General features: G+C 66.1%; 21 protein-coding genes. 14 read left to right on the forward strand and 7 right to left on the reverse strand.

Translation table 11 applies throughout. From position 1 onward, the window contains the following. On the reverse strand, nucleotides 1-1,494 hold a 1,494-nt coding region (locus AB839_RS15675; protein ID WP_156476681.1), incomplete at its 3' end, for an AAA family ATPase. 173 nt (nucleotides 1,495-1,667) lie between these two features. On the opposite strand from AB839_RS15675, the gene AB839_RS21265 reads away from it, so the two are divergent. Continuing rightward, a complete protein-coding gene (locus AB839_RS21265; protein ID WP_156476683.1) occupies nucleotides 1,668-2,393 on the forward strand; it encodes a DUF1963 domain-containing protein in 726 nt (241 codons plus the stop codon). A 9-nt stretch (nucleotides 2,394-2,402) separates the two neighbouring features. Continuing rightward, nucleotides 2,403-2,837: a hypothetical protein gene (locus AB839_RS15680; RefSeq protein WP_061480075.1), complete on the forward strand. Its 435-nt coding sequence runs from the start codon at nucleotides 2,403-2,405 to the stop codon at nucleotides 2,835-2,837. 130 nt (nucleotides 2,838-2,967) lie between these two features. Here AB839_RS15680 and rplI read toward each other — a convergent pair whose 3' ends face one another. From rplI to AB839_RS15700, 4 genes are all read right to left on the reverse strand, one after another. Further along, complete coding sequence (rplI, locus tag AB839_RS15685; RefSeq protein WP_021202733.1) at nucleotides 2,968-3,417, reverse strand: 50S ribosomal protein L9; 450 nt, start codon at nucleotides 3,415-3,417, stop codon at nucleotides 2,968-2,970. 104 nt (nucleotides 3,418-3,521) lie between these two features. Further along, entirely contained in the window at nucleotides 3,522-3,752 is a 231-nt protein-coding gene (gene rpsR, locus AB839_RS15690) for a 30S ribosomal protein S18 (RefSeq protein WP_002804494.1), read from the reverse strand. A gap of 11 nt (nucleotides 3,753-3,763) precedes the next feature. Further along, on the reverse strand, nucleotides 3,764-4,201 hold the full coding sequence (rpsF, locus tag AB839_RS15695) for a 30S ribosomal protein S6 (protein ID WP_005417400.1): 438 nt from the start codon (nucleotides 4,199-4,201) through the stop codon (nucleotides 3,764-3,766). A gap of 216 nt (nucleotides 4,202-4,417) precedes the next feature. Then, the gene (locus AB839_RS15700) at nucleotides 4,418-4,756 is read right to left on the reverse strand and encodes an iron-sulfur cluster assembly accessory protein (RefSeq protein ID WP_061480076.1); all 339 of its coding nucleotides are present in this window, start codon (nucleotides 4,754-4,756) and stop codon (nucleotides 4,418-4,420) included. 128 nt (nucleotides 4,757-4,884) lie between these two features. Between AB839_RS15700 and asnS the strand changes: the two genes are divergently transcribed. The 12 genes from asnS (at nucleotide 4,885) to AB839_RS15760 (ending at nucleotide 15,370) form a co-directional block, all read left to right on the forward strand. After that, complete coding sequence (gene asnS, locus AB839_RS15705) at nucleotides 4,885-6,279, forward strand: asparagine--tRNA ligase (protein ID WP_061480077.1); 1,395 nt, start codon at nucleotides 4,885-4,887, stop codon at nucleotides 6,277-6,279. Between the two features lie 30 nt (nucleotides 6,280-6,309). After that, entirely contained in the window at nucleotides 6,310-6,609 is a 300-nt protein-coding gene (locus tag AB839_RS15710) for a hypothetical protein (protein ID WP_005417403.1), read from the forward strand. 5 nt (nucleotides 6,610-6,614) lie between these two features. Beyond that, the gene (locus tag AB839_RS15715) at nucleotides 6,615-6,929 is read left to right on the forward strand and encodes a hypothetical protein (protein WP_005417404.1); all 315 of its coding nucleotides are present in this window, start codon (nucleotides 6,615-6,617) and stop codon (nucleotides 6,927-6,929) included. A gap of 7 nt (nucleotides 6,930-6,936) precedes the next feature. After that, on the forward strand, nucleotides 6,937-7,575 hold the full coding sequence (locus AB839_RS15720; protein WP_061480078.1) for an FMN-binding negative transcriptional regulator: 639 nt from the start codon (nucleotides 6,937-6,939) through the stop codon (nucleotides 7,573-7,575). Between the two features lie 71 nt (nucleotides 7,576-7,646). Further along, a complete protein-coding gene (can, locus tag AB839_RS15725) occupies nucleotides 7,647-8,309 on the forward strand; it encodes a carbonate dehydratase (protein ID WP_005417406.1) in 663 nt (220 codons plus the stop codon). Between the two features lie 19 nt (nucleotides 8,310-8,328). Further along, nucleotides 8,329-8,850, forward strand: a complete 522-nt coding sequence (locus tag AB839_RS15730; protein ID WP_061480104.1) for a 3-hydroxyanthranilate 3,4-dioxygenase — start codon at nucleotides 8,329-8,331, stop codon at nucleotides 8,848-8,850. A gap of 138 nt (nucleotides 8,851-8,988) precedes the next feature. Beyond that, the gene (kynU, locus tag AB839_RS15735) at nucleotides 8,989-10,263 is read left to right on the forward strand and encodes a kynureninase (protein ID WP_061480079.1); all 1,275 of its coding nucleotides are present in this window, start codon (nucleotides 8,989-8,991) and stop codon (nucleotides 10,261-10,263) included. A 31-nt stretch (nucleotides 10,264-10,294) separates the two neighbouring features. Continuing rightward, the gene (locus tag AB839_RS15740) at nucleotides 10,295-11,662 is read left to right on the forward strand and encodes an NAD(P)/FAD-dependent oxidoreductase (protein ID WP_061480080.1); all 1,368 of its coding nucleotides are present in this window, start codon (nucleotides 10,295-10,297) and stop codon (nucleotides 11,660-11,662) included. After that, nucleotides 11,662-13,101, forward strand: a complete 1,440-nt coding sequence (gene sbcB, locus AB839_RS15745) for an exodeoxyribonuclease I (RefSeq protein ID WP_061480081.1) — start codon at nucleotides 11,662-11,664, stop codon at nucleotides 13,099-13,101. Before AB839_RS15740 ends, sbcB begins: the two co-directional genes overlap by 1 nt. Next, entirely contained in the window at nucleotides 13,098-13,784 is a 687-nt protein-coding gene (locus AB839_RS15750; protein WP_053500718.1) for a DUF2461 domain-containing protein, read from the forward strand. The genes sbcB and AB839_RS15750 overlap by 4 nt, the downstream gene beginning before the upstream one ends. Beyond that, nucleotides 13,784-14,776, forward strand: a complete 993-nt coding sequence (locus AB839_RS15755; RefSeq protein WP_061480082.1) for an aldo/keto reductase — start codon at nucleotides 13,784-13,786, stop codon at nucleotides 14,774-14,776. Before AB839_RS15750 ends, AB839_RS15755 begins: the two co-directional genes overlap by 1 nt. 42 nt (nucleotides 14,777-14,818) lie before the next feature. Further along, entirely contained in the window at nucleotides 14,819-15,370 is a 552-nt protein-coding gene (locus tag AB839_RS15760; RefSeq protein WP_061480083.1) for a DUF2939 domain-containing protein, read from the forward strand. 60 nt (nucleotides 15,371-15,430) lie between these two features. On the opposite strand, the gene AB839_RS15765 is transcribed toward AB839_RS15760, so the two are convergent. Continuing rightward, nucleotides 15,431-16,375 carry a 5'-nucleotidase gene (locus tag AB839_RS15765; RefSeq protein ID WP_061480084.1) on the reverse strand — a complete coding sequence of 315 codons (945 nt, stop codon included), beginning with the start codon at nucleotides 16,373-16,375 and terminating at the stop codon, nucleotides 15,431-15,433. A 47-nt stretch (nucleotides 16,376-16,422) separates the two neighbouring features. Beyond that, nucleotides 16,423-17,196, reverse strand: coding sequence for an NAD kinase (locus AB839_RS15770; RefSeq protein ID WP_061480085.1), 774 nt, complete (start codon nucleotides 17,194-17,196; stop codon nucleotides 16,423-16,425). Between the last annotated feature and the right edge of the window lie 181 nt (nucleotides 17,197-17,377).

The raw sequence follows: 17,377 nt of genomic DNA on the forward strand, positions 1-17,377 counted from the left end.
TTCCAACGAGGCCAGGCGACCGCGCAGGCCGTTGGCCTGCTTGCGCAGTTCAGCCAGTTCGTTCTGGCCATTGCGCTGCTGTTCCTGCACCGCCGCCACGCCCTGCTTGCGCAGCTCGACGTCTTCACTCAATTCATCCAGCGCGGCCTTCTGCGTGTCGTGCTGCAGGTGCAGCTGCTCGAAGGCTTCTTCAAGCGCGTCCACGTCCAGGCCTGCGCGTTCGGCGGCCAAGGCCTCGCGACGCCGGTCGGCGTCGAGGATCTGCTTGTCCAGGTAGTCCACGCGCGTGCGCTCGACATCGCCGGCGCGCGAGGCTTCCGAACTCTGCGAGGTGTGCTGTTCCCAGCGTTGCTGCCAGCTGGCCAGCCGCTCTTCAGCCTCGCGCAGGCTTTCCTGCTTGATCTCGTTTTCTTCCTGCAGTTCTTCCAGCTGCGGAGTGGCGGCCTCCACCGCCTCGCGCAGCACCCTCAGTCTGGCCTCGTCGCCGCTGATGTGCTGGCCCAGTTCGGCCAGGGCCTGCTGGGTTTCATCGCGCGCCTTGTGCAGGCGCTGCGACAGCTCGCGCTGGTGCTGGATCTGCTGCTCCAGGCGCGCCAGCGTGCTGCCGACCTGGTAGACCGCAGCCTGCGCGGTGTTCAGCGCGTCGGCGGCCTCTTCGCGCCGCGCGCGCGAGGTCTCGATGCGGGCCTCGGCGTCGCGCTGGTCGGCGATCAGCTGCTGCAGCTTGGTCTCTTCCTGCGACAGGCCTTCGCGCAGCTTCGACAGGCGCCCGTCGAGGCCGCGGAATTCCAGCGCCTTCCACTCGGCATCCTTGACCCGGCGCTCTTCCTGCAGGGCCTGGTACTGCTCGGCCTGCTTGGCCTGGCGCTTGAGGTGCTCCAGCTGCTTGCTGATCTCGTCGCGCAGGTCGCCCAGCCGGTCCAGGTTCTCGCGGGTGTGGCGGATGCGGGTCTCGGTCTCCTTGCGGCGCTCCTTGTACTTGGAGATGCCGGCCGCCTCTTCCAGGTAGACGCGCAGGTCTTCCGGGCGCGCCTCGATGATCTGGCTGATCATGCCCTGCTCGATGATCGAGTAGCTGCGCGGCCCCAGGCCGGTGCCGAGGAACAGGTCGGTGATGTCGCGGCGGCGGCACTTGGTGCCGTTGAGGTAGTAGTTGCTGGTACCGTCGCGGCTGACCGTGCGCTTGACCGAGATTTCGTTGAACGCGGCGTACTCGCCGGAGATCGTGTGGTCGGAGTTGTCGAAGATCAGCTCGACCGTGGCCTGCGAGACCGGCTTGCGGGCGTTGGAACCGGAAAAGATCACGTCGGTCAGCGAGTCGCCGCGCAGGCGGCTGGCCGAACTCTCGCCCATGACCCAGCGCACGGCGTCGATGATGTTCGACTTGCCGCAGCCATTGGGGCCCACCACGCCGGTCATGTTGGTCGGCAGGTGCAGGGTGGTCGGATCGACGAACGACTTGAAGCCGGACAGCTTGATCGTGGAAAGACGCATGGCGTGATTGGGTTCCAACAGGCGCCCAGAGGGCGTCCGTATTGTGGATGTCAGGTCAGCCAGCACCTCAAGCCATTGATTTCAAAAGAATTCAATGAAGCCAAGGGTGACACAATGGAATGAGTATAACGGCGCGAATGTTCCACGGGCGGGATGACCGGCTCGGAGCGCGCTTGAAATGGGTCCAGATGTCGCTTTGCGCCTGGGGCGACGGATTTCCAAGCCACCGATCAAATCGCAAGTCATTGATATTTATTGATTATTGGACCGATTCACAGCCCTGCACATCAGAAGCCGTGCAGGATGGGGGGATGCATCGACCGCTTTTATTTACCCCCGCCGACGACGCGATGACCGCTCCCGTGCTCGGCGGGACCGCTTGGCTGGATGCCCGTACCCATTGGCCAACCAGCATCCATGGACACGCACTGCTTCACCTGGCCAGTTTTCCAGCCGCATTCATTCGAAGCCACGTCGCCGGACTGTACATCGCGCCTGGGCTGAGCATTTCGGTCTTCACGCCTTACGTCACCTCGGGCGGGGATAGATTCGAAGAAGCCATGAGCCATGGTGGCCGCGTAATTGCTCACTGGCCCTGGCATGAACCGACAGTCTCCCCCTGTGTGCCAATTGGACCACGCCGCATTTGCGCCGGGACGGCAATGGATGAGCGCGAAGCACTTCAGGGAACTTCGCAAATTGGAGGACGGCCTTGCTGGCTGCAGGATGACGAATCAGAGGGCCAAGCATTCATCCTTCAGTTCGATGAATTCGATCTTGATAGGGCAGCACCGACGCATCGAGGAATCCTGGTCGGCGGAATGGGTTATCTGTTGCTTGATCGCAACATTCCTTCACCTTCGATGGACTGCGGTCGATTCGTCATCCAGACCACTTGAGAGCTGCCCATGCAGATACAGATCAGCAGCGAGTATGGCGATCCGCCGTCAGGCGCCCTTTTTGCCCCGCTCCAGAGACAACTGAACATCTGCTTCGAGCGTCATGTGAAGGGGAACTATCTTCGATCCATCACCAAATTCGGAATCGTTCTTCGGGTCTCCGGGACGATCTGGACATTCGAACCGGATGGACCAGACCGCTTGATGCTGTTTCTCAAAAGGCAGCTGCTGACCATGGATATGGTCTACGCCTGCCAGCCTTGGAAAACCGTCGACAGGAACGTCCTCGTGTCCGTTGTATCTGCAGATATGGCGACCTGTATCGGCATGATGATCGAACGGGCGCATCGCGCAGGAGAACTTCTGCAACTCGATCAACTACGGACGGACGTTGCCAATGCGCTTGCAGATTTCGAACGCTACTTTCTGGGTGAGGCTGTCTAGCAAGCAGTGGTGCAGGACGGACGGCAAGTCAAGCATGGCTCGACTCCACATATCCGACGATCGCCCAAAACAAAACGGGCACCCTTGCGGGCGCCCGTTCTGCGGTGATGCCAGGCCTTGCGGCGTGGGATCAGGCTTCGGCAACGACGACAACCTTGACGGTGGTCTCGACGTCGGCGTGCAGGTGGATCAGCACGTCGTACTCGCCAATGTTGCGGAAGGCGCCTTCGCCCAGGATGACTTCGCTCTTTTCCAGCGGCAGGCCGGCGGCGGTGAAGGCCTCGGCGATGTCGCGCGGGCCAACCGAGCCGTACAGCTTGCCTTCGGTCGAAGCGTTGGCGGCGATGGTCACGCTCGCGCCTTCCAGCTTGGCCTTGCGGCCTTCAGCGTCGGCGTGGATGGCCTGGGCCTTGGCTTCGTATTCGGCACGCTTGGCTTCGAACTCGGCCTTGTTGCTCTCGGTGGCCGGAACGGCCTTGCCCTGCGGCACGAGGAAGTTGCGGCCGTAGCCCGGCTTCACATCAACCAGGTCGCCCAGGTTGCCGAGGTTAGTGACTTTCTGCAGGAGGATCAGCTGCATGGTATTGCTCCAGATAAGTTATTCGTTAGCGAGGCGATGCCCCGCAACAAAGGCTGTCCGAATAGCTGGCACAGCGGGGGCGGCGTCGGGCCGCCCCGCCTGCATCAGACGTCGTGGTTGTCGGTGTACGGGATCAGGGCCAGGAAGCGAGCGCGCTTGACGGCGGTCGCCAGCTGGCGCTGGTACTTCGACTTGGTACCGGTGACGCGGCTCGGCACGATCTTGCCGTTCTCGGTCAGGTACTGGCGCAGGGTGTTGAGATCCTTGTAGTCGATCTCCTTCACACCTTCAGCAGTGAACTTGCAGAACTTGCGGCGACGGAAGAACTTGGACATGGGAAGGCTCCTTAGGCGGCGGAAGCGGCGTCGTCGCCGGCTTCGTTGTCAGCGGTGGTGTTGGACTCGCCTTCTTCGTCGTCACGACGACGGCGCTCACCGCGCTCCGGCTTGTCACCCTTCTCGTCCTTGCTCTTCATGATCAGCGACTGCTCGGTGTCAGCCTCGTCACGCTTGATGACCAGGTTGCGCAGCACGGCGTCGTTGAAGCGGAAGCTCTCGGTCAGTTCGTTCAGAACGGCCTGGTCGGCTTCGATGTTCATCAGCACGTAGTGGGCCTTCACCAGGTTCTGGATCGGGTACGCCAGCTGGCGGCGGCCCCAGTCTTCCAGACGGTGGATGGTGCCGTTGCCGTTCTCGACCAGCGACTTGTAGCGCTCGATCATGGCCGGGACCTGCTCGCTCTGGTCCGGGTGGACCATGAACACGATTTCGTAATGACGACTCATGTTTTTTCTACCTTTCGGATGTGGCCTCGCGGCCGGACAGCCCCCCGCCGTTGAGACCGCGGTGGGGCAAGGATTCCCGCCAGGAAGGCAGGAAGCCGCGCATTATGGCGCAGATGAGGCGGCCGGGCAACCGATGGGCCACCTGGCACCCTGAACCGGGGGCGAGCGCCCAACCCGGGTTGGGCCCTACCAGAACGATCAGGTCCCGCCGGGCCGTCAGGCCTTGTCGGCGTCGGTGGTGAAGCTCTCGCCGCAGCCACACTCGGCGGTGGCGTTCGGGTTGCTGAACGTGAAGGTCTCGCTCAGGCCGTGCTTGCCGAAGTCGATCACGGTGCCGTCCACCAGCGCCAGGCTCTTGGCGTCGACATAGATCTTCACGCCGTCCTGCTCGAACACGGTATCGCCCTCGCGCTCATCGCGGGCCAGTTCGGTGATGTGGCCCCAGCCGGAGCAGCCGGTCCTGGTCACGCCGAAACGCAGGCCCAGCGCACCGGGGGTCTGGGCGACAAAGCGCTGCACGCGTTCGAAGGCAATGGGGGTCAGGCTGACGGCCATGGGGCTACTCCAGAGATACGGGGACATTATAAGGAGCCGTTGCCGCGAAAAATGCCTCGCAAGCAGAACGCTGCAACCGGTAAACTCCCGTGTTCACAGATCGAGTCGATCAGCAGAGGATTCAAGTCATGACGGTGGTCAGCGTTGAACATGCGCTTGCCGGGAAGATCCCGGAAGGCGGCGAAGTCACGGTACGCGGATGGGTGCGCACGGTGCGCGGTTCAGCGAATCTGGCCTTCGTGAATGTGAGCGACGGCTCCTGCTTCGCCCCGATCCAGGTGGTGGCCAACGACAGCCTGGGCAACTTCGACGAGATCAAGCGCCTGACCAGCGGCTGCTCGGTCATCGCCACCGGCACCCTGGTGAAGTCGCAGGGCAAGGGCCAGTCGTTCGAGATCCAGGCCAGCGCCCTGGAAGTGGTCGGCTGGGTCGAAGACCCGCTCACCTACCCGATCCAGCCCAAGCCGATGTCGCCGGAGTTCCTGCGCGAAGTGGCGCACCTGCGCCCACGCACCAACCTGTTCGGCGCAGTCACCCGCATCCGCAACTGCCTGGCCCAGGCCGTGCACCGCTTCTTCCACGAGAACGGCTTCAACTGGATCAGCACCCCGATCATCACCACCTCCGACGCCGAAGGCGCCGGCCAGATGTTCCGCGTGTCCACCCTGGACATGGTGAACCTGCCGCGTGACGAGAAGGGCGCGATCGATTTCAGCCGCGACTTCTTCGGCAAGGAAACGTTCCTGACCGTGTCCGGCCAGCTGAACGTCGAGGCCTACTGCCTGGCGCTGAGCAAGGTCTACACCTTCGGCCCGACCTTCCGCGCCGAGAACAGCCACACCACCCGCCATCTGGCGGAGTTCTGGATGATCGAGCCGGAAATCGCCTTCGCCGACCTGGCCGAAGACGCACGCCTGGCCGAAGAGTTCCTGAAGTACCTGTTCCGCGCCGTGCTGAACGAGCGCAGCGACGACCTGGCCTTCGTCGCCGAGCGCGTGGACAAGAACGCGATCACCAAGCTGGAAGACTTCATCAACGCGCCGTTCGAGCGCATCGACTACACCGATGCGGTCAGCCTGCTGCAGAAGTCCGGCAGGAAGTTCGACTTCCCGGTGGAATGGGGCCTAGACCTGCAGACCGAGCACGAGCGCTGGCTGACCGAGGAGCATGTCGGTCGTCCGGTGGTGGTGACCAACTATCCGGAGCACATCAAGGCCTTCTACATGCGCCTGAACGACGACGGCAAGACCGTTGCCGCGATGGACGTGCTGGCCCCGGGCATCGGCGAGATCATCGGTGGCAGCCAGCGTGAGGAGCGCCTGGACGTGCTGGACGCGCGCATGGCCCAGTTCGGCCTGGATCGTGAGCACTACAGCTGGTACCGCGACTTCCGCCGCTATGGCTCGGTGCCGCACGCCGGCTTCGGCCTGGGCTTCGAACGCCTGGTGGTGTACGTCTGCGGGCTGTCCAACATCCGCGATGCGATCCCCTACCCGCGTGCCCCGGGCAGCGCGGACTTCTAAGCCCCATACGACCACGGAGGTACTGCCCCCATGACCCTGTTCTTCGCCCTGTGTTTCGTCGGCGTTGCAGTGGCCGGGTTCAGTGCCTTCGTGATCTTCTGGCCACTGACCCTGGTGCACGTGCGCGACCGCCATCCGGCGCTTGCCGAGCGCTTCGGCAGCGGTGCCTTCCTCAAGCCCGATGCCCTGGCCTGGCTGCTGCGCCGCGACTATCGCCAGCAGCCGGACCGCTCGCTGTCCGGGCTGGCGACGCCGGCCTGGGTATCGCTGCTGACCCTGCTGGCCGGACTGGGCATGGCTGCCCTGCTCTGGCTGGCCTCGCTCTGGTAACCCCCATGAATGACATTTCTGCCTCGCGCGACAGCTGGTGGCTGGCCAGCCTCGGCAACACCCTGATCTGGGCGCGCCTGCGCGTTCGCCCGGCCGGCACCGCTGAGGTGCTCGACAGCGATGGCAACACGCTGAGCTATGACAGCGAAGACACCGCCCGTTCGCAGCTGTTCGACGCCGAATTCGTCGAGTATGACGGCCTGGACGAGGAAGACGCGCTGGTGCGCGGCTTCAGCCTGCACGAAGTGCAGCCGCCGCAGGCCGACAACGACGAGGGCCTGCGCGGCCGCATGATCCAGTCGCTGGGCGCGCGCGCCTGATCCAGGCATGTTCACTCCACGCGCCTTCGCCGAGACCGACCTGCTCTGGCTGGACCGCCTGCTGGCGCGCGATCCGTTCGTCACCGTGCTCACCCCCGGCAGCGATGGCCTGCCGGAGCTGACCCGGATGCCGATGCTGTACCGGCGCCAGGGCGAGCGCATCGAGCTGCGCGGGCACTGGGCCCGCGCCAACCCGCAGTCGCGCCACAGCGGTGCGGCCAAGGTGCTGGTCGACGGACCACACGGCTACGTCTCGGCCAGCTGGTATCCGGACAAGGAGCCTGCCGCACGGGTGCCGACCTGGAACTACGCCGCCGCCGAGCTGCGTGGCCAGCTGCACACCTTCGACGATGCCGGTGCGCTGGCCGAACTGGTCGGCGCGATCAGCGATCACTTCGAAGCCAGTGTCGGCCAGGCCTGGCAGTTCGATGCCACGCGCGCCGAACATGGCCCGGAACTGCGTGCCATCGTCGGCTTCCGTTTCCAGGTCGAACACGTGCAGCTGAAGCTGAAGCTGAGCCAGAACCATCCCGACGCCAACCAGCGCGCCGTGATCGCCGAACTGGAACAGCTGGGCACGCCTTCCTCCACCGAGTTGGCGCAGTGGATGCGCTGGCACCGCGAACAGGCCGCCCGCAGCGGCTGAACACCCCAGATTCCCGCGACGTCGCAGCCGGATGGCTGCGGTGCGCCCCCACCCGACGCCAGGGACCGAACATGAAAGACATCCACAAGCTGCTGCAGAACAACCGTGACTGGGCCGACCGCATCGAGAAGGAGGACCCCGACTTCTTCCACCAGCTGGCCAAGCAGCAGCACCCGGAGTACCTGTGGATCGGCTGCTCCGATTCGCGCGTGCCGGCCAACCAGATCATCGGCATGGCGCCGGGCGAAGTGTTCGTGCATCGCAACGTCGCCAACGTGGTCGCCCACACCGACCTCAACTGCCTGAGCGTGGTGCAGTACGCGGTGGACCAGCTGAAGGTCAAGCACATCCTGATCGTCGGCCACTACGGCTGCGGCGGCGTGCATGCCTGCCTGCACAACACCCGCGTCGGCCTGGCCGACAACTGGCTGCGCCATGTCGGTGACGTGGTGCAGAAGCACCAGGGCATCCTCGACGCCATCGAAGACGACGAACTCAAGCACGCCCGGCTGTGCGAGCTGAACGTGATCGAGCAGGTCGCCAACCTCTGCCGCTCGACCATCGTGCTGGATGCCTGGGCCCGCGGCCAGAAGCTGATGGTGCACGGCTGGGTCTACAGCCTGAAAGACGGCCGCGTGCGTGAAATGGGCATCGACGTCGGTTCGCTGGAAGAGCTGCAGCCGGCGTATGAAAAGGCGCTGTCCTTCGTGCCGCGCAAGGGCCGTCGCGACTGATCCCCTACGGATGACCACCATGCTCGCTTCGCCGATCAACCTGCACGCCTGGATCGAAGAGAACCGCCACCTGCTGAAGCCGCCGGTGGGCAACAAGATGATCGACAACGGCGATTTCATCGTGATGGTGGTCGGCGGGCCGAACTCGCGTACCGACTACCACTACGACGAAGGCCCCGAGTGGTTCTACCAGCTCGAAGGCGAGATGGTGCTGAAGGTGCAGGAGGACGGCGCGGTACGCGACATTCCGATCCGCGCCGGCGAGATCTTCCTGTTGCCGGCGAAGGTGCCGCACTCGCCGCGGCGCCCGCCCGGGGGCATCGGCCTGGTGGTCGAGCGCAAGCGGCTGCCGCATGAGATGGACGGCGTGATCTGGCACTGCGAGCGCTGCAACCACAAGCTGCACGAAGAGTATTTCCCGCTGCAGAACATCGAGACCGACCTGCCCAAGGTGTTTGGGCACTACCACGCCAGCCTGGAACTGCGTACCTGCAGACAGTGCGGGCACGTGGATCCGCTGCCGGTGCCGGCGGCGGGCTGAGCACCTGCCCCTGTAGAGCCGAGCCCATGCTCGGCTTCGTGGCCCGGCAGCCGAGCATGGGCTCGGCGCTACAGGTTCGGAGGCAGGCACGTCGCCAGGCGCTACACTGGCGGTCCCGTTGCAGCCTGTTGCCCGACCATGTCCGACCTGCTCAGCCGCACCCACGCCATCGCCCTGGACGCCGCCGATCCGCTGCGCCCGCTGCGTGGCGAATTCCTGATTCCGCGCCATGGTGGCGGCGAGCAGACCTACTTCGTCGGCAACTCGCTGGGCCTGCAGCCGCGCGGTGCGCAGGCAGCGGTGCAGGAAGTGATGAAACAATGGGGCGAACTGGCGGTGGAAGGCCACTTCACCGGCCCGACGCAGTGGCTGTCGTACCACCGCCTGGTGAGCGCGCAGCTGGCCCGTTTGGTCGGCGCACTGCCCAGCGAGGTGGTAGCGATGAACACGCTGAGCGTGAACCTGCACCTGATGATGGTCAGCTTCTACCGGCCGACCACGCAGCGCCCGGTGATCCTGATGGAAGCCGGCGCATTCCCGACCGACCGCCACGCGGTGGAAGCTCAGATCCGCTTCCATGGTTTCGACCCGGCCGCGTGCCTGGTGGAAGTGCAGCCGGACGAAGCCAACGGCACGATTTCGCTGGCCGCGATCGAACGCGCCATCGCCGAGCACGGCCCGCGCCTGGCGCTGGTGCTGTGGCCCGGCGTGCAGTACCGCACCGGCCAGGCCTTCGACCTCGATGCGATCACCCGCGCCGCACGCCTGCAGGGCGCACGCATCGGCTTCGACCTGGCGCACTCGGTTGGCAACCTGCCGCTGCGCCTGCATGACGTGGCGCCCGATTTCGCCGTGTGGTGCCACTACAAATACCTCAACAGCGGCCCGGGCGCGGTGGCCGGCGCGTTCGTGCACGAGCGCCACCACCGCGACACCACCCTGCCGCGCTTTGCCGGCTGGTGGGGCCATGAGGAATCGACCCGCTTCCAGATGGCGCCCCAGTTCACCCCCGCCATCGGTGCCGAAGGCTGGCAGCTCAGCAATCCACCGATCCTTGGCCTGGCACCACTGCGTGCCTCGCTGGACCTGTTCGAGCGTGCCGGCATGGAGGCGCTGCGCAGCAAATCGCTGGCGCTGACCGGCCTGCTCGAAGCACTGGTCCGCGCACGCCTGCCGCAGGTGCTGGACATCATTACCCCGGCCGATCCGCAGCGCCGCGGCTGCCAGTTGTCGCTGCGCGTGATCGGTGGCCGCGAGCGTGGCCGTGCACTGTTCGAGCACCTGCGCGGCATCGGCGTGCTCGGAGACTGGCGCGAGCCTGACGTGATCCGCATCTCGCCCACCCCGCTCTACAACCGCTACCTGGACGTGCACCATTTCGTCGAGGAAGTGGAAGCCTGGGCCGGCCTGTAAGCCGCCCCCTCCCCTGCTGCTGGACAGTTCGTTGATCGCACACGCCTCCCGCTCGTTGAGCATTATCGGTGCCGGCCTTGCCGGGTCCCTGCTGGCCATCCTGCTGTCACGGCAAGGCTGGCGCATCACCCTGTACGAACGCCGTGGCGATCCCCGCATTGCCGACTACGAGAGCGGTCGTTCGATCAACCTGGCGTTGGCCGAGCGCGGGCGCAATGCACTGCGCCAGGCCGGCGTGGAAGACGAGGTGATGGCGCGCGCGGTGATGATGCGCGGGCGCATGGTGCATCCACGCGACGGCGAACCGCAGCTGCAGCGCTATGGCCGCGACGACAGCGAGGTGATCTGGTCGATCCATCGCAGCGATCTGAACACCACGCTGCTGGAACTGGCCGAACAGGCCGGTGCCACCGTGCATTTCCATCGCCGCCTGCATACCGTGGATTTCGATGCGGGCTACGCGCGTTTCATCGATGACCGTGACGACAGCCCGCACGACATCCGCTTTGACACCCTGATCGGCGCCGACGGCGCGGGCTCGGCACTGCGCGCGGCGATGAACCGTCGTGCGCCGCTGGGCGAGGACATCGCCTTCCTTGACCATTCGTACAAGGAACTGGAGATCCCGCCGGCTGCCGATGGCGGCTTCCGCATCGAGCGCAATGCGCTGCACATCTGGCCGCGCGGCCACTACATGTGCATCGCGTTGCCCAATCACGAAGGCACTTTCACGGTCACCCTGTTCCTGCCCAACCAGGGCGATCCCAGCTTCGCCACGGTCAATACCGGTGCGCAGGCCGAGGCCCTGTTCGCACGCGAGTTCGCCGACGCGCTGCCGTTGATCCCGAACCTGCGCGTGGACTGGGAACAGCACCCGCCGGGCCTGCTCGGCACGCTCACCCTTGAGCGCTGGCACCAGCAGGGCCGCGCCGTACTGATCGGCGACGCCGCGCATGCAATGGTGCCGTTCCACGGCCAGGGCATGAACTGCGCGTTCGAGGATTGCGTGGCTCTGGCCCGCCATCTGATGGAAGCGGATGATCTGGAAGGTGCGTTCGCCGCGTTCGAGGCCGAACGCAAACCGAATGCACGTGCCATCCAGCAGATGGCGCTTGAGAACTACCTGGAGATGCGCGACCGCGTGGCCGACCCTGCATTCCTGCTGCAACGCGAGCTGGAGCAGGAACTGCAGCGGCGCTGGCCGACCCGCTTCGTGCCGCATTACACGATGGTCACCTTCCTGCACACGCCCTACGCCGAGGCGCTGCGCCGCACCGAACTGCAGCGCGACCTGCTGGTTGCAGCCACCACCGGTCACGATTCACTGGACAACATCGACTGGGCCGCACTGGAAGCGCAGATCCACGCACAGTTGCCGGTCCTGGAGGGCGCGCACTGATGGCCGACAGCTTCCTGTTCTACGACCTGGAAACCTTCGGCCAGGACCCGCGGCGCACCCGCATCTCGCAGTTCGCCGCGATCCGCACCGATGCCGACCTCAACGAGATCGACACGCCGGTCAGCTTCTTCGTGCGCCCGGCCGATGACCTGCTGCCCTCGCCGATGGCCACCCTGGTCACCGGCATCACCCCGCAGCAGGCCCTGGCCGAGGGCATCAGCGAGGCCGAAGCCTTCGACCGCATCAACGAACTGATGTCGCGATCCGGCACCTGCGCGCTGGGCTACAACACGCTGCGCTTCGACGATGAGTTCGTCCGCTACGGGTTGTTCCGCAACTTCCACGATCCCTACGAACGCGAGTGGCGCAACGGCAATTCGCGCTGGGACCTGCTGGACATGCTGCGGCTGATGCGCGCGATGCGCCCGGACGGCATCCGGTGGCCGCTGCGCGAGGACGGCGCCACCTCGTTCAAGCTCGAGCACCTGGCCGAGGCCAACAATGTGCGCGAAGGCGATGCGCACGAAGCGCTGTCAGACGTGCGCGCCACCATCGGCATGGCACGGCTGTTCAAGCAGTCGCAGCCGCGCCTGTGGGAGTACGCACTGAAGCTGCGCGACAAGCGCTTCGTCGGCGGCCTGCTGGACGTGGCGGCGATGAAGCCGGTTCTGCACATTTCCATGCGCTACCCTGCCAGCCGCCTGTGCGCCGCACCGGTTCTGCCCTTGGCCGTGCACCCGACCATCAACAACCGGGTGATCGTGTTCGACCTGGAGGGCGAGATCGACGACCTGCTCGACCTGCCGGCCGAGGTGATCGCACAGCGCCTGTACATGCGGGCCAGCGAGCTGCCCGAAGGCGTGGCACGCGTGCCGCTGAAGGAAGTACACCTGAACAAGGTGCCGGCACTGATCGCATGGAACCACCTGCGCGCCGATGACCATGCGCGCCTCGGCCTGGACGTGGCCGCGATCGAAGCCAAGGTGGAACGGCTGCGCGCGTTCGCTCCACAGCTGGCCGAGAAGGCACGCCAGGTCTACAACCAGCCCCGCGTCGCGACCGTGGCCGATGTCGATGCCTCGCTGTATGACGGCTTCCTCGGCAATGGCGACAAGCCGCTGCTGGCGCTGGCACGCACCACCGCGCCGGAGCAGCTGGCCGCGCTGGAAGGCCGCTTCCGCGACCCGCGCCTGCCGGAGCTGCTGTTCCGCTACCGTGCGCGCAATCATCCCGACAGCCTCGCGCCGGCTGAACGCCAGCGCTGGCAGGATTACCGGCGCCAGCGCCTGCTCGGCGACGGCGGCCTGGGCGAACTCAACCTGCCCCAGTACCAGCAACAGCTCGATGCGCTGGCCGCCGAGTCGCCCGACGACGCGCGGCGCCAGGCCCTGCTGCAATCGCTGCGCGACTGGGGCCAGCACCTGCAGGAGACCTTGTGAGTACCTATTTCTCGGATGCCAGCTTCAAGTTCCTGCGCAGCCTGGCGCGGCACAACGACAAGACCTGGTTCAACGACCACCGCCAGCAGTATGAAGACCACGTCCGGCAGCCGTTCCTGCGCCTGCTGGGCGACCTGCAGCCGGCATTGGCCGAGGTCAGCGAGCACTTCCGCGCCGATACCCGCGGCGTCGGCGGCTCCCTGTTCCGCATCCACCGTGACGCGCGCTTTTCCAACGACAAGTCGCCGTACAAGACCTGGCAGGGTGCGCGCCTGTTCCATGAGCGCCGCCGAGAGGTGGCCGCGCCGTCCTTCTATGTGCACCTGCAACCCGGCGAGAGCTTTGTCGGCGCCGGCCTGTGGCATCCGGAACCGGAAACCCAGCGCCGCGTGCGCCACTTCATCCTCGACAACCCGGGCAGCTGGAAGGCCGCCGCGCATGCGCCGGCCCTGCGCAAGCGCTTCGATTTCGAGGAGAGCGAGAAGCTGGTTCGGCCCCCGCGTGGCTTCCCGGCCGACTTCGAGTTCATCGACGACCTCAAGCACCGCAACTGGGTGATGTGGCGCTCGCTGGACGACGCCACCATGACCGGCCCACGCCTGCTGTCCACGCTGGGCAAGGACCTGGCCGCGCTCGGCCCGTTCGTCGACTACCTGTGCGCTGCGCTGGACCTGGAATTCTGATGTCGCAGAATCTTCCGCTGGCCCGCCAGCGGCGCGTGCTCGGCCGCACCGGCCTGGCCGTTTCACCGATCGGGTTAGGCTGCTCCGGCTTCTGGGGTCATCGCCGCTTCCCCGAGCATGAGGCAGCTGCCGTGGTCGAGCATGCGCTTGCCCACGGGGTGAACCTGCTCGATACCGGTCACAACTATTCCGGCTTCCATGCCGAGCCGCGCCTGGGCCGCATCCTGCGCCCGTTGCTGAAGCAGTACCCGCGCGATTCACTGGTGATCTCAAGCAAGGGCGGCACGCTGACCGGCCAGGCCGGCATCAGCGGCGCCGAGCAACGCAATTTCTCGCCCGCGGCCATCACCGCCAGCTGCGAGGCGTCGCTGCGCAACCTCGGCCTGGACCATCTTGATGTCTACCAGCTGCATGGCGCCAGCGAACACGACATCAGTGACGACCTGCTGGCGGCACTGCAGCGCCTGCGCGAACGTGGGTTGATCCGATACACCGGCATCAACACCCACTCGGCCTCGACCCTGCGCTGGATGATCGCCCATCCAGATGCCTTCGATGTGGTGCTGCTGGACTACAACGCCCTGCAGCAGGACCGCGAACCGCTTATCGATCAGCTGCAGGCAGTGGGCATCGGCGTGCTGGCCGGCACCGTGCTGGCGCAGGGCCACCTGCTGCCCGCACGCCCGCGCCTGCCACGGCTGGCCGATGGCTGGTACCTGGCGCGCGCCTGGCTGAAACCCAGCAGCCGCCAGCTGATGCGCAGTGCCCGCCAGATGCGCCGGGCAGTGGCCACGATCCACAGCCAGCGTCCGGCCCAGACCGCCTTCGCCTACGCATTGGGGCATCCCGGTGTGGCCAGCGGCATCCTCGGCACCACCCGCATCCGCAGCCTGGACGAGGTCTTGGCAACGCGCGTGGAGGCGCTGAGCCCGGCGGAACGGCAACAGCTGGTCGATGCCTTCGGTGATGGCCGTGGTTCGCCCAGTCAGTGAGTCTTCACCCGGCACTGCCGCCGTTGCGGCAGTCTGTCCGGCATGAAGAAGCTCACCGCACTGCTTGTGCTGCTGGTCCTGGCCTTGGCGGCCTGGTGGTTCGGCGGCCCGTACCTGACTGTCAATGGCTTGTCCAAGGCCATCGAACAGCGCGACACCGCGCGCCTGGAGCGTTACGTCGATTTCCCGCGCGTGCGCAGCAGCCTGCGTGCGCAGCTCAATGATTACCTGGTGCGCCAGGCGGGCCCGGACGTGGCGGCCAGCCCGTTCGGAGCCCTGCTCTACGGCCTGGGCGATCAGCTCGGGGGGGCCGCGGTGGAAACCATGGTGACCCCGACCGGGATCGGCGCGATGCTGCAGGGCCACGTGCTGTGGAAGCGTGGCCGCAATGAACTGCAGGGCGGCGATGCCTTCGGCCCGACCGAACCCGCGCGACCGTTGAAGCACGCCGAGCACCATTTCGAGGCGTTCGATCGCTTCGTGATCGATGTGGATCGCGGCCCCGGCCAGCCACCGATGAAGGTGGTGCTGGAGCCGCAGGGCCTGCGCTGGAAAGTGGTGGACCTGCAGCTGGGGATGTCGGGCAGCCCTTGATCGGACCCGTGGCCTGACGGCAGCGCCAACCAAGGTTGGCACCTACCGGTCGAATCCGCCCTATCCCTCGTTGGCGACGCCGTGCGGTACGTGGCCGGCAGCCACATGCTCGCGGGCGCTGTCGATGTTGTGCTGCGAATCATCGAAGAAGATGTCGGCACCGAAGGCCTGCAGGAACGGCCCCTTGTGCCGGCCGCCGAGGAACAGTGCTTCGTCCAGGCGCACGCCCCACTCGCGCAGGGTACGGATCACCCGCTCGTGCGCCGGGGCCGACCGCGCGGTCACCAGTGCGGTACGGATCGGCGCGCTGTCGCCAGCCGGGAACACTTCCTGCAGCGTGTGCAAGGCCGACAGGAAGCCACGGAACGGCCCGCCACTGAGCGGCTCGCGGGCCCGCTCGCGCTCGTGGCGGCCAAAGGCTTCCACGCCCTGCTCGCGCGAAATGCGTTCACTCTCGTCACCGAAGATCACGGCGTCACCATCGAAGGCGATGCGCAGCTGCCCGGCAGGGCGGCCGATGTCGATCTGGTCTGCCGCTGCGGCCGCGGTCTCACCCGGTGGCTTGGGCAGGATGGTCGCTGCGGCGATGCCATGGCGCAGCGCGCTGCGCACCGATTCGGGGTTGGCCGACAGGAACAGGTCGGTACCGAACGGCTTCACGTACGGCCAGGTCGGCTCACCGGCGGTAAAGGTCGCACGGATGATGCCCAGGCCGTAATGCTGGATCGAGTTGAAGATGCGCAGGCCGGTATCGGCCGAGTTGCGCGACAGCAGGATCACCTCGACCCGCGGGTTCTCCGGGCTGGCGCCCTGGTTCAGTGCCAGCAGCTTGCGCACCACGGGAAAGGCCACGCCGGGGCCGAGGATGTCGTCCTCATGCTGGCGCTGGAACTCGGCATAGGCCGCCACGCCATCGCTCTCGAACAGCGCATGGCTTTCCTCGAGGTCGAACAGCGCGCGCGAGGTGACCGCGACGGTCAGCAAACGGGGGGAGTTGTCGCCCATCGGTGGGGGTCCTTCAAGCGGTCGGCGGGGCCGGCCGCCCATTGTCCTCAAAAAACGAACTGTTCGCTCAGGATCCGGTCTTCCAGGTTGTGCTCCGGGTCGAACAGCAGGGTTACGCGGCGGTCCTTCGACTCGCGGATGGTCACCTCGACCACGTCGCGGGTCTCGTGCGAATCCGCAGTGACGCTGACCGGGCGCTTGTAGGGATCCAGCACGCGGAAACGCACCTCGGTGTCGGCCTTGAGAATCGCCCCGCGCCAACGACGCGGCCGGTACGGGGCCAAGGGCGTCAGCGCGATGGTGTGCGACCCCAGCGGCAGCACCGGACCGTGCGCGGAATAGTTGTAGGCGGTGCTGCCTGCCGGTGTGGCCACCAGCACGCCGTCGCCGATCAGCTCGGCCACGCGCTCCTGGCCGTTGAGGTCGATGCCGATATGCGCGGCCTGCCGGGTCTGGCGCAGCAGCGACACATCGTTGTAGGCCAGCGAACCGGCACTGGTGCCCGACTCGGTCAGCGCCACCATTTCCAGCGGGCGCAGGTTGGCCGGTTCAGCACGGGCAATGCGGGCCTGCACGTCGTCGTCGCCACGGTACTGGTTCATCAGGAAGCCGACGGTGCCCAGCTTCATGCCGAACACCGGCTTGCCCAGGTGCCCGTGCCGATGCAGGGTCTGCAGCATGAAGCCGTCGCCGCCCAGCGGACACAGCACGTCGGCCTGCTCCGGCGCGTGATCGCCATAGCGCGAGACCATCGCGGCGCGGGCCATCTGTGCAGGTTCGGTGGCGCTGGCCAGGAAGGCGATGCGGGGGGTGTCGCTCATCGGTGGATCCGGGTGGGTGTGCCAGCAAGAGCATACCCGGTCGTGCCGGCCGCTGGCCGGCTGCTGCACCCGGTTGCGATTCATGAGGTTGCCGGCCAGCGGCCGGCACTACCAGACAATGCAGAACGGCCCCGCTTTCGCGGGGCCGTTCCTCCAACTGCTGCAGATCAGGAGCCCCCCT

Source organism: Stenotrophomonas sp. DDT-1 (assembly GCF_001580555.1).
In the GTDB taxonomy this organism is placed as follows: Bacteria; Pseudomonadota; Gammaproteobacteria; order Xanthomonadales; family Xanthomonadaceae; genus Stenotrophomonas; species Stenotrophomonas sepilia.

Coding starts and splice junctions, on each gene's coding strand:
- AB839_RS15715 (WP_005417404.1), top strand. CDS start 6,615: ATGAATGACATTTCTGCCTCGCGCGACAGCTGGTGGCTGGCCAGCCTC.
- rpsR (WP_002804494.1), bottom strand. CDS start 3,752: ATGTCCAAGTTCTTCCGTCGCCGCAAGTTCTGCAAGTTCACTGCTGAA.
- can (WP_005417406.1), top strand. CDS start 7,647: ATGAAAGACATCCACAAGCTGCTGCAGAACAACCGTGACTGGGCCGAC.
- AB839_RS15700 (WP_061480076.1), bottom strand. CDS start 4,756: ATGGCCGTCAGCCTGACCCCCATTGCCTTCGAACGCGTGCAGCGCTTT.
- AB839_RS15680 (WP_061480075.1), top strand. CDS start 2,403: ATGCAGATACAGATCAGCAGCGAGTATGGCGATCCGCCGTCAGGCGCC.
- rpsF (WP_005417400.1), bottom strand. CDS start 4,201: ATGAGTCGTCATTACGAAATCGTGTTCATGGTCCACCCGGACCAGAGC.
- AB839_RS15760 (WP_061480083.1), top strand. CDS start 14,819: ATGAAGAAGCTCACCGCACTGCTTGTGCTGCTGGTCCTGGCCTTGGCG.
- AB839_RS15765 (WP_061480084.1), bottom strand. CDS start 16,375: ATGGGCGACAACTCCCCCCGTTTGCTGACCGTCGCGGTCACCTCGCGC.
- AB839_RS15730 (WP_061480104.1), top strand. CDS start 8,329: ATGCTCGCTTCGCCGATCAACCTGCACGCCTGGATCGAAGAGAACCGC.
- AB839_RS15755 (WP_061480082.1), top strand. CDS start 13,784: ATGTCGCAGAATCTTCCGCTGGCCCGCCAGCGGCGCGTGCTCGGCCGC.
- kynU (WP_061480079.1), top strand. CDS start 8,989: ATGTCCGACCTGCTCAGCCGCACCCACGCCATCGCCCTGGACGCCGCC.
- asnS (WP_061480077.1), top strand. CDS start 4,885: ATGACGGTGGTCAGCGTTGAACATGCGCTTGCCGGGAAGATCCCGGAA.
- sbcB (WP_061480081.1), top strand. CDS start 11,662: ATGGCCGACAGCTTCCTGTTCTACGACCTGGAAACCTTCGGCCAGGAC.
- rplI (WP_021202733.1), bottom strand. CDS start 3,417: ATGCAGCTGATCCTCCTGCAGAAAGTCACTAACCTCGGCAACCTGGGC.
- AB839_RS15710 (WP_005417403.1), top strand. CDS start 6,310: ATGACCCTGTTCTTCGCCCTGTGTTTCGTCGGCGTTGCAGTGGCCGGG.
- AB839_RS15770 (WP_061480085.1), bottom strand. CDS start 17,196: ATGAGCGACACCCCCCGCATCGCCTTCCTGGCCAGCGCCACCGAACCT.
- AB839_RS15720 (WP_061480078.1), top strand. CDS start 6,937: ATGTTCACTCCACGCGCCTTCGCCGAGACCGACCTGCTCTGGCTGGAC.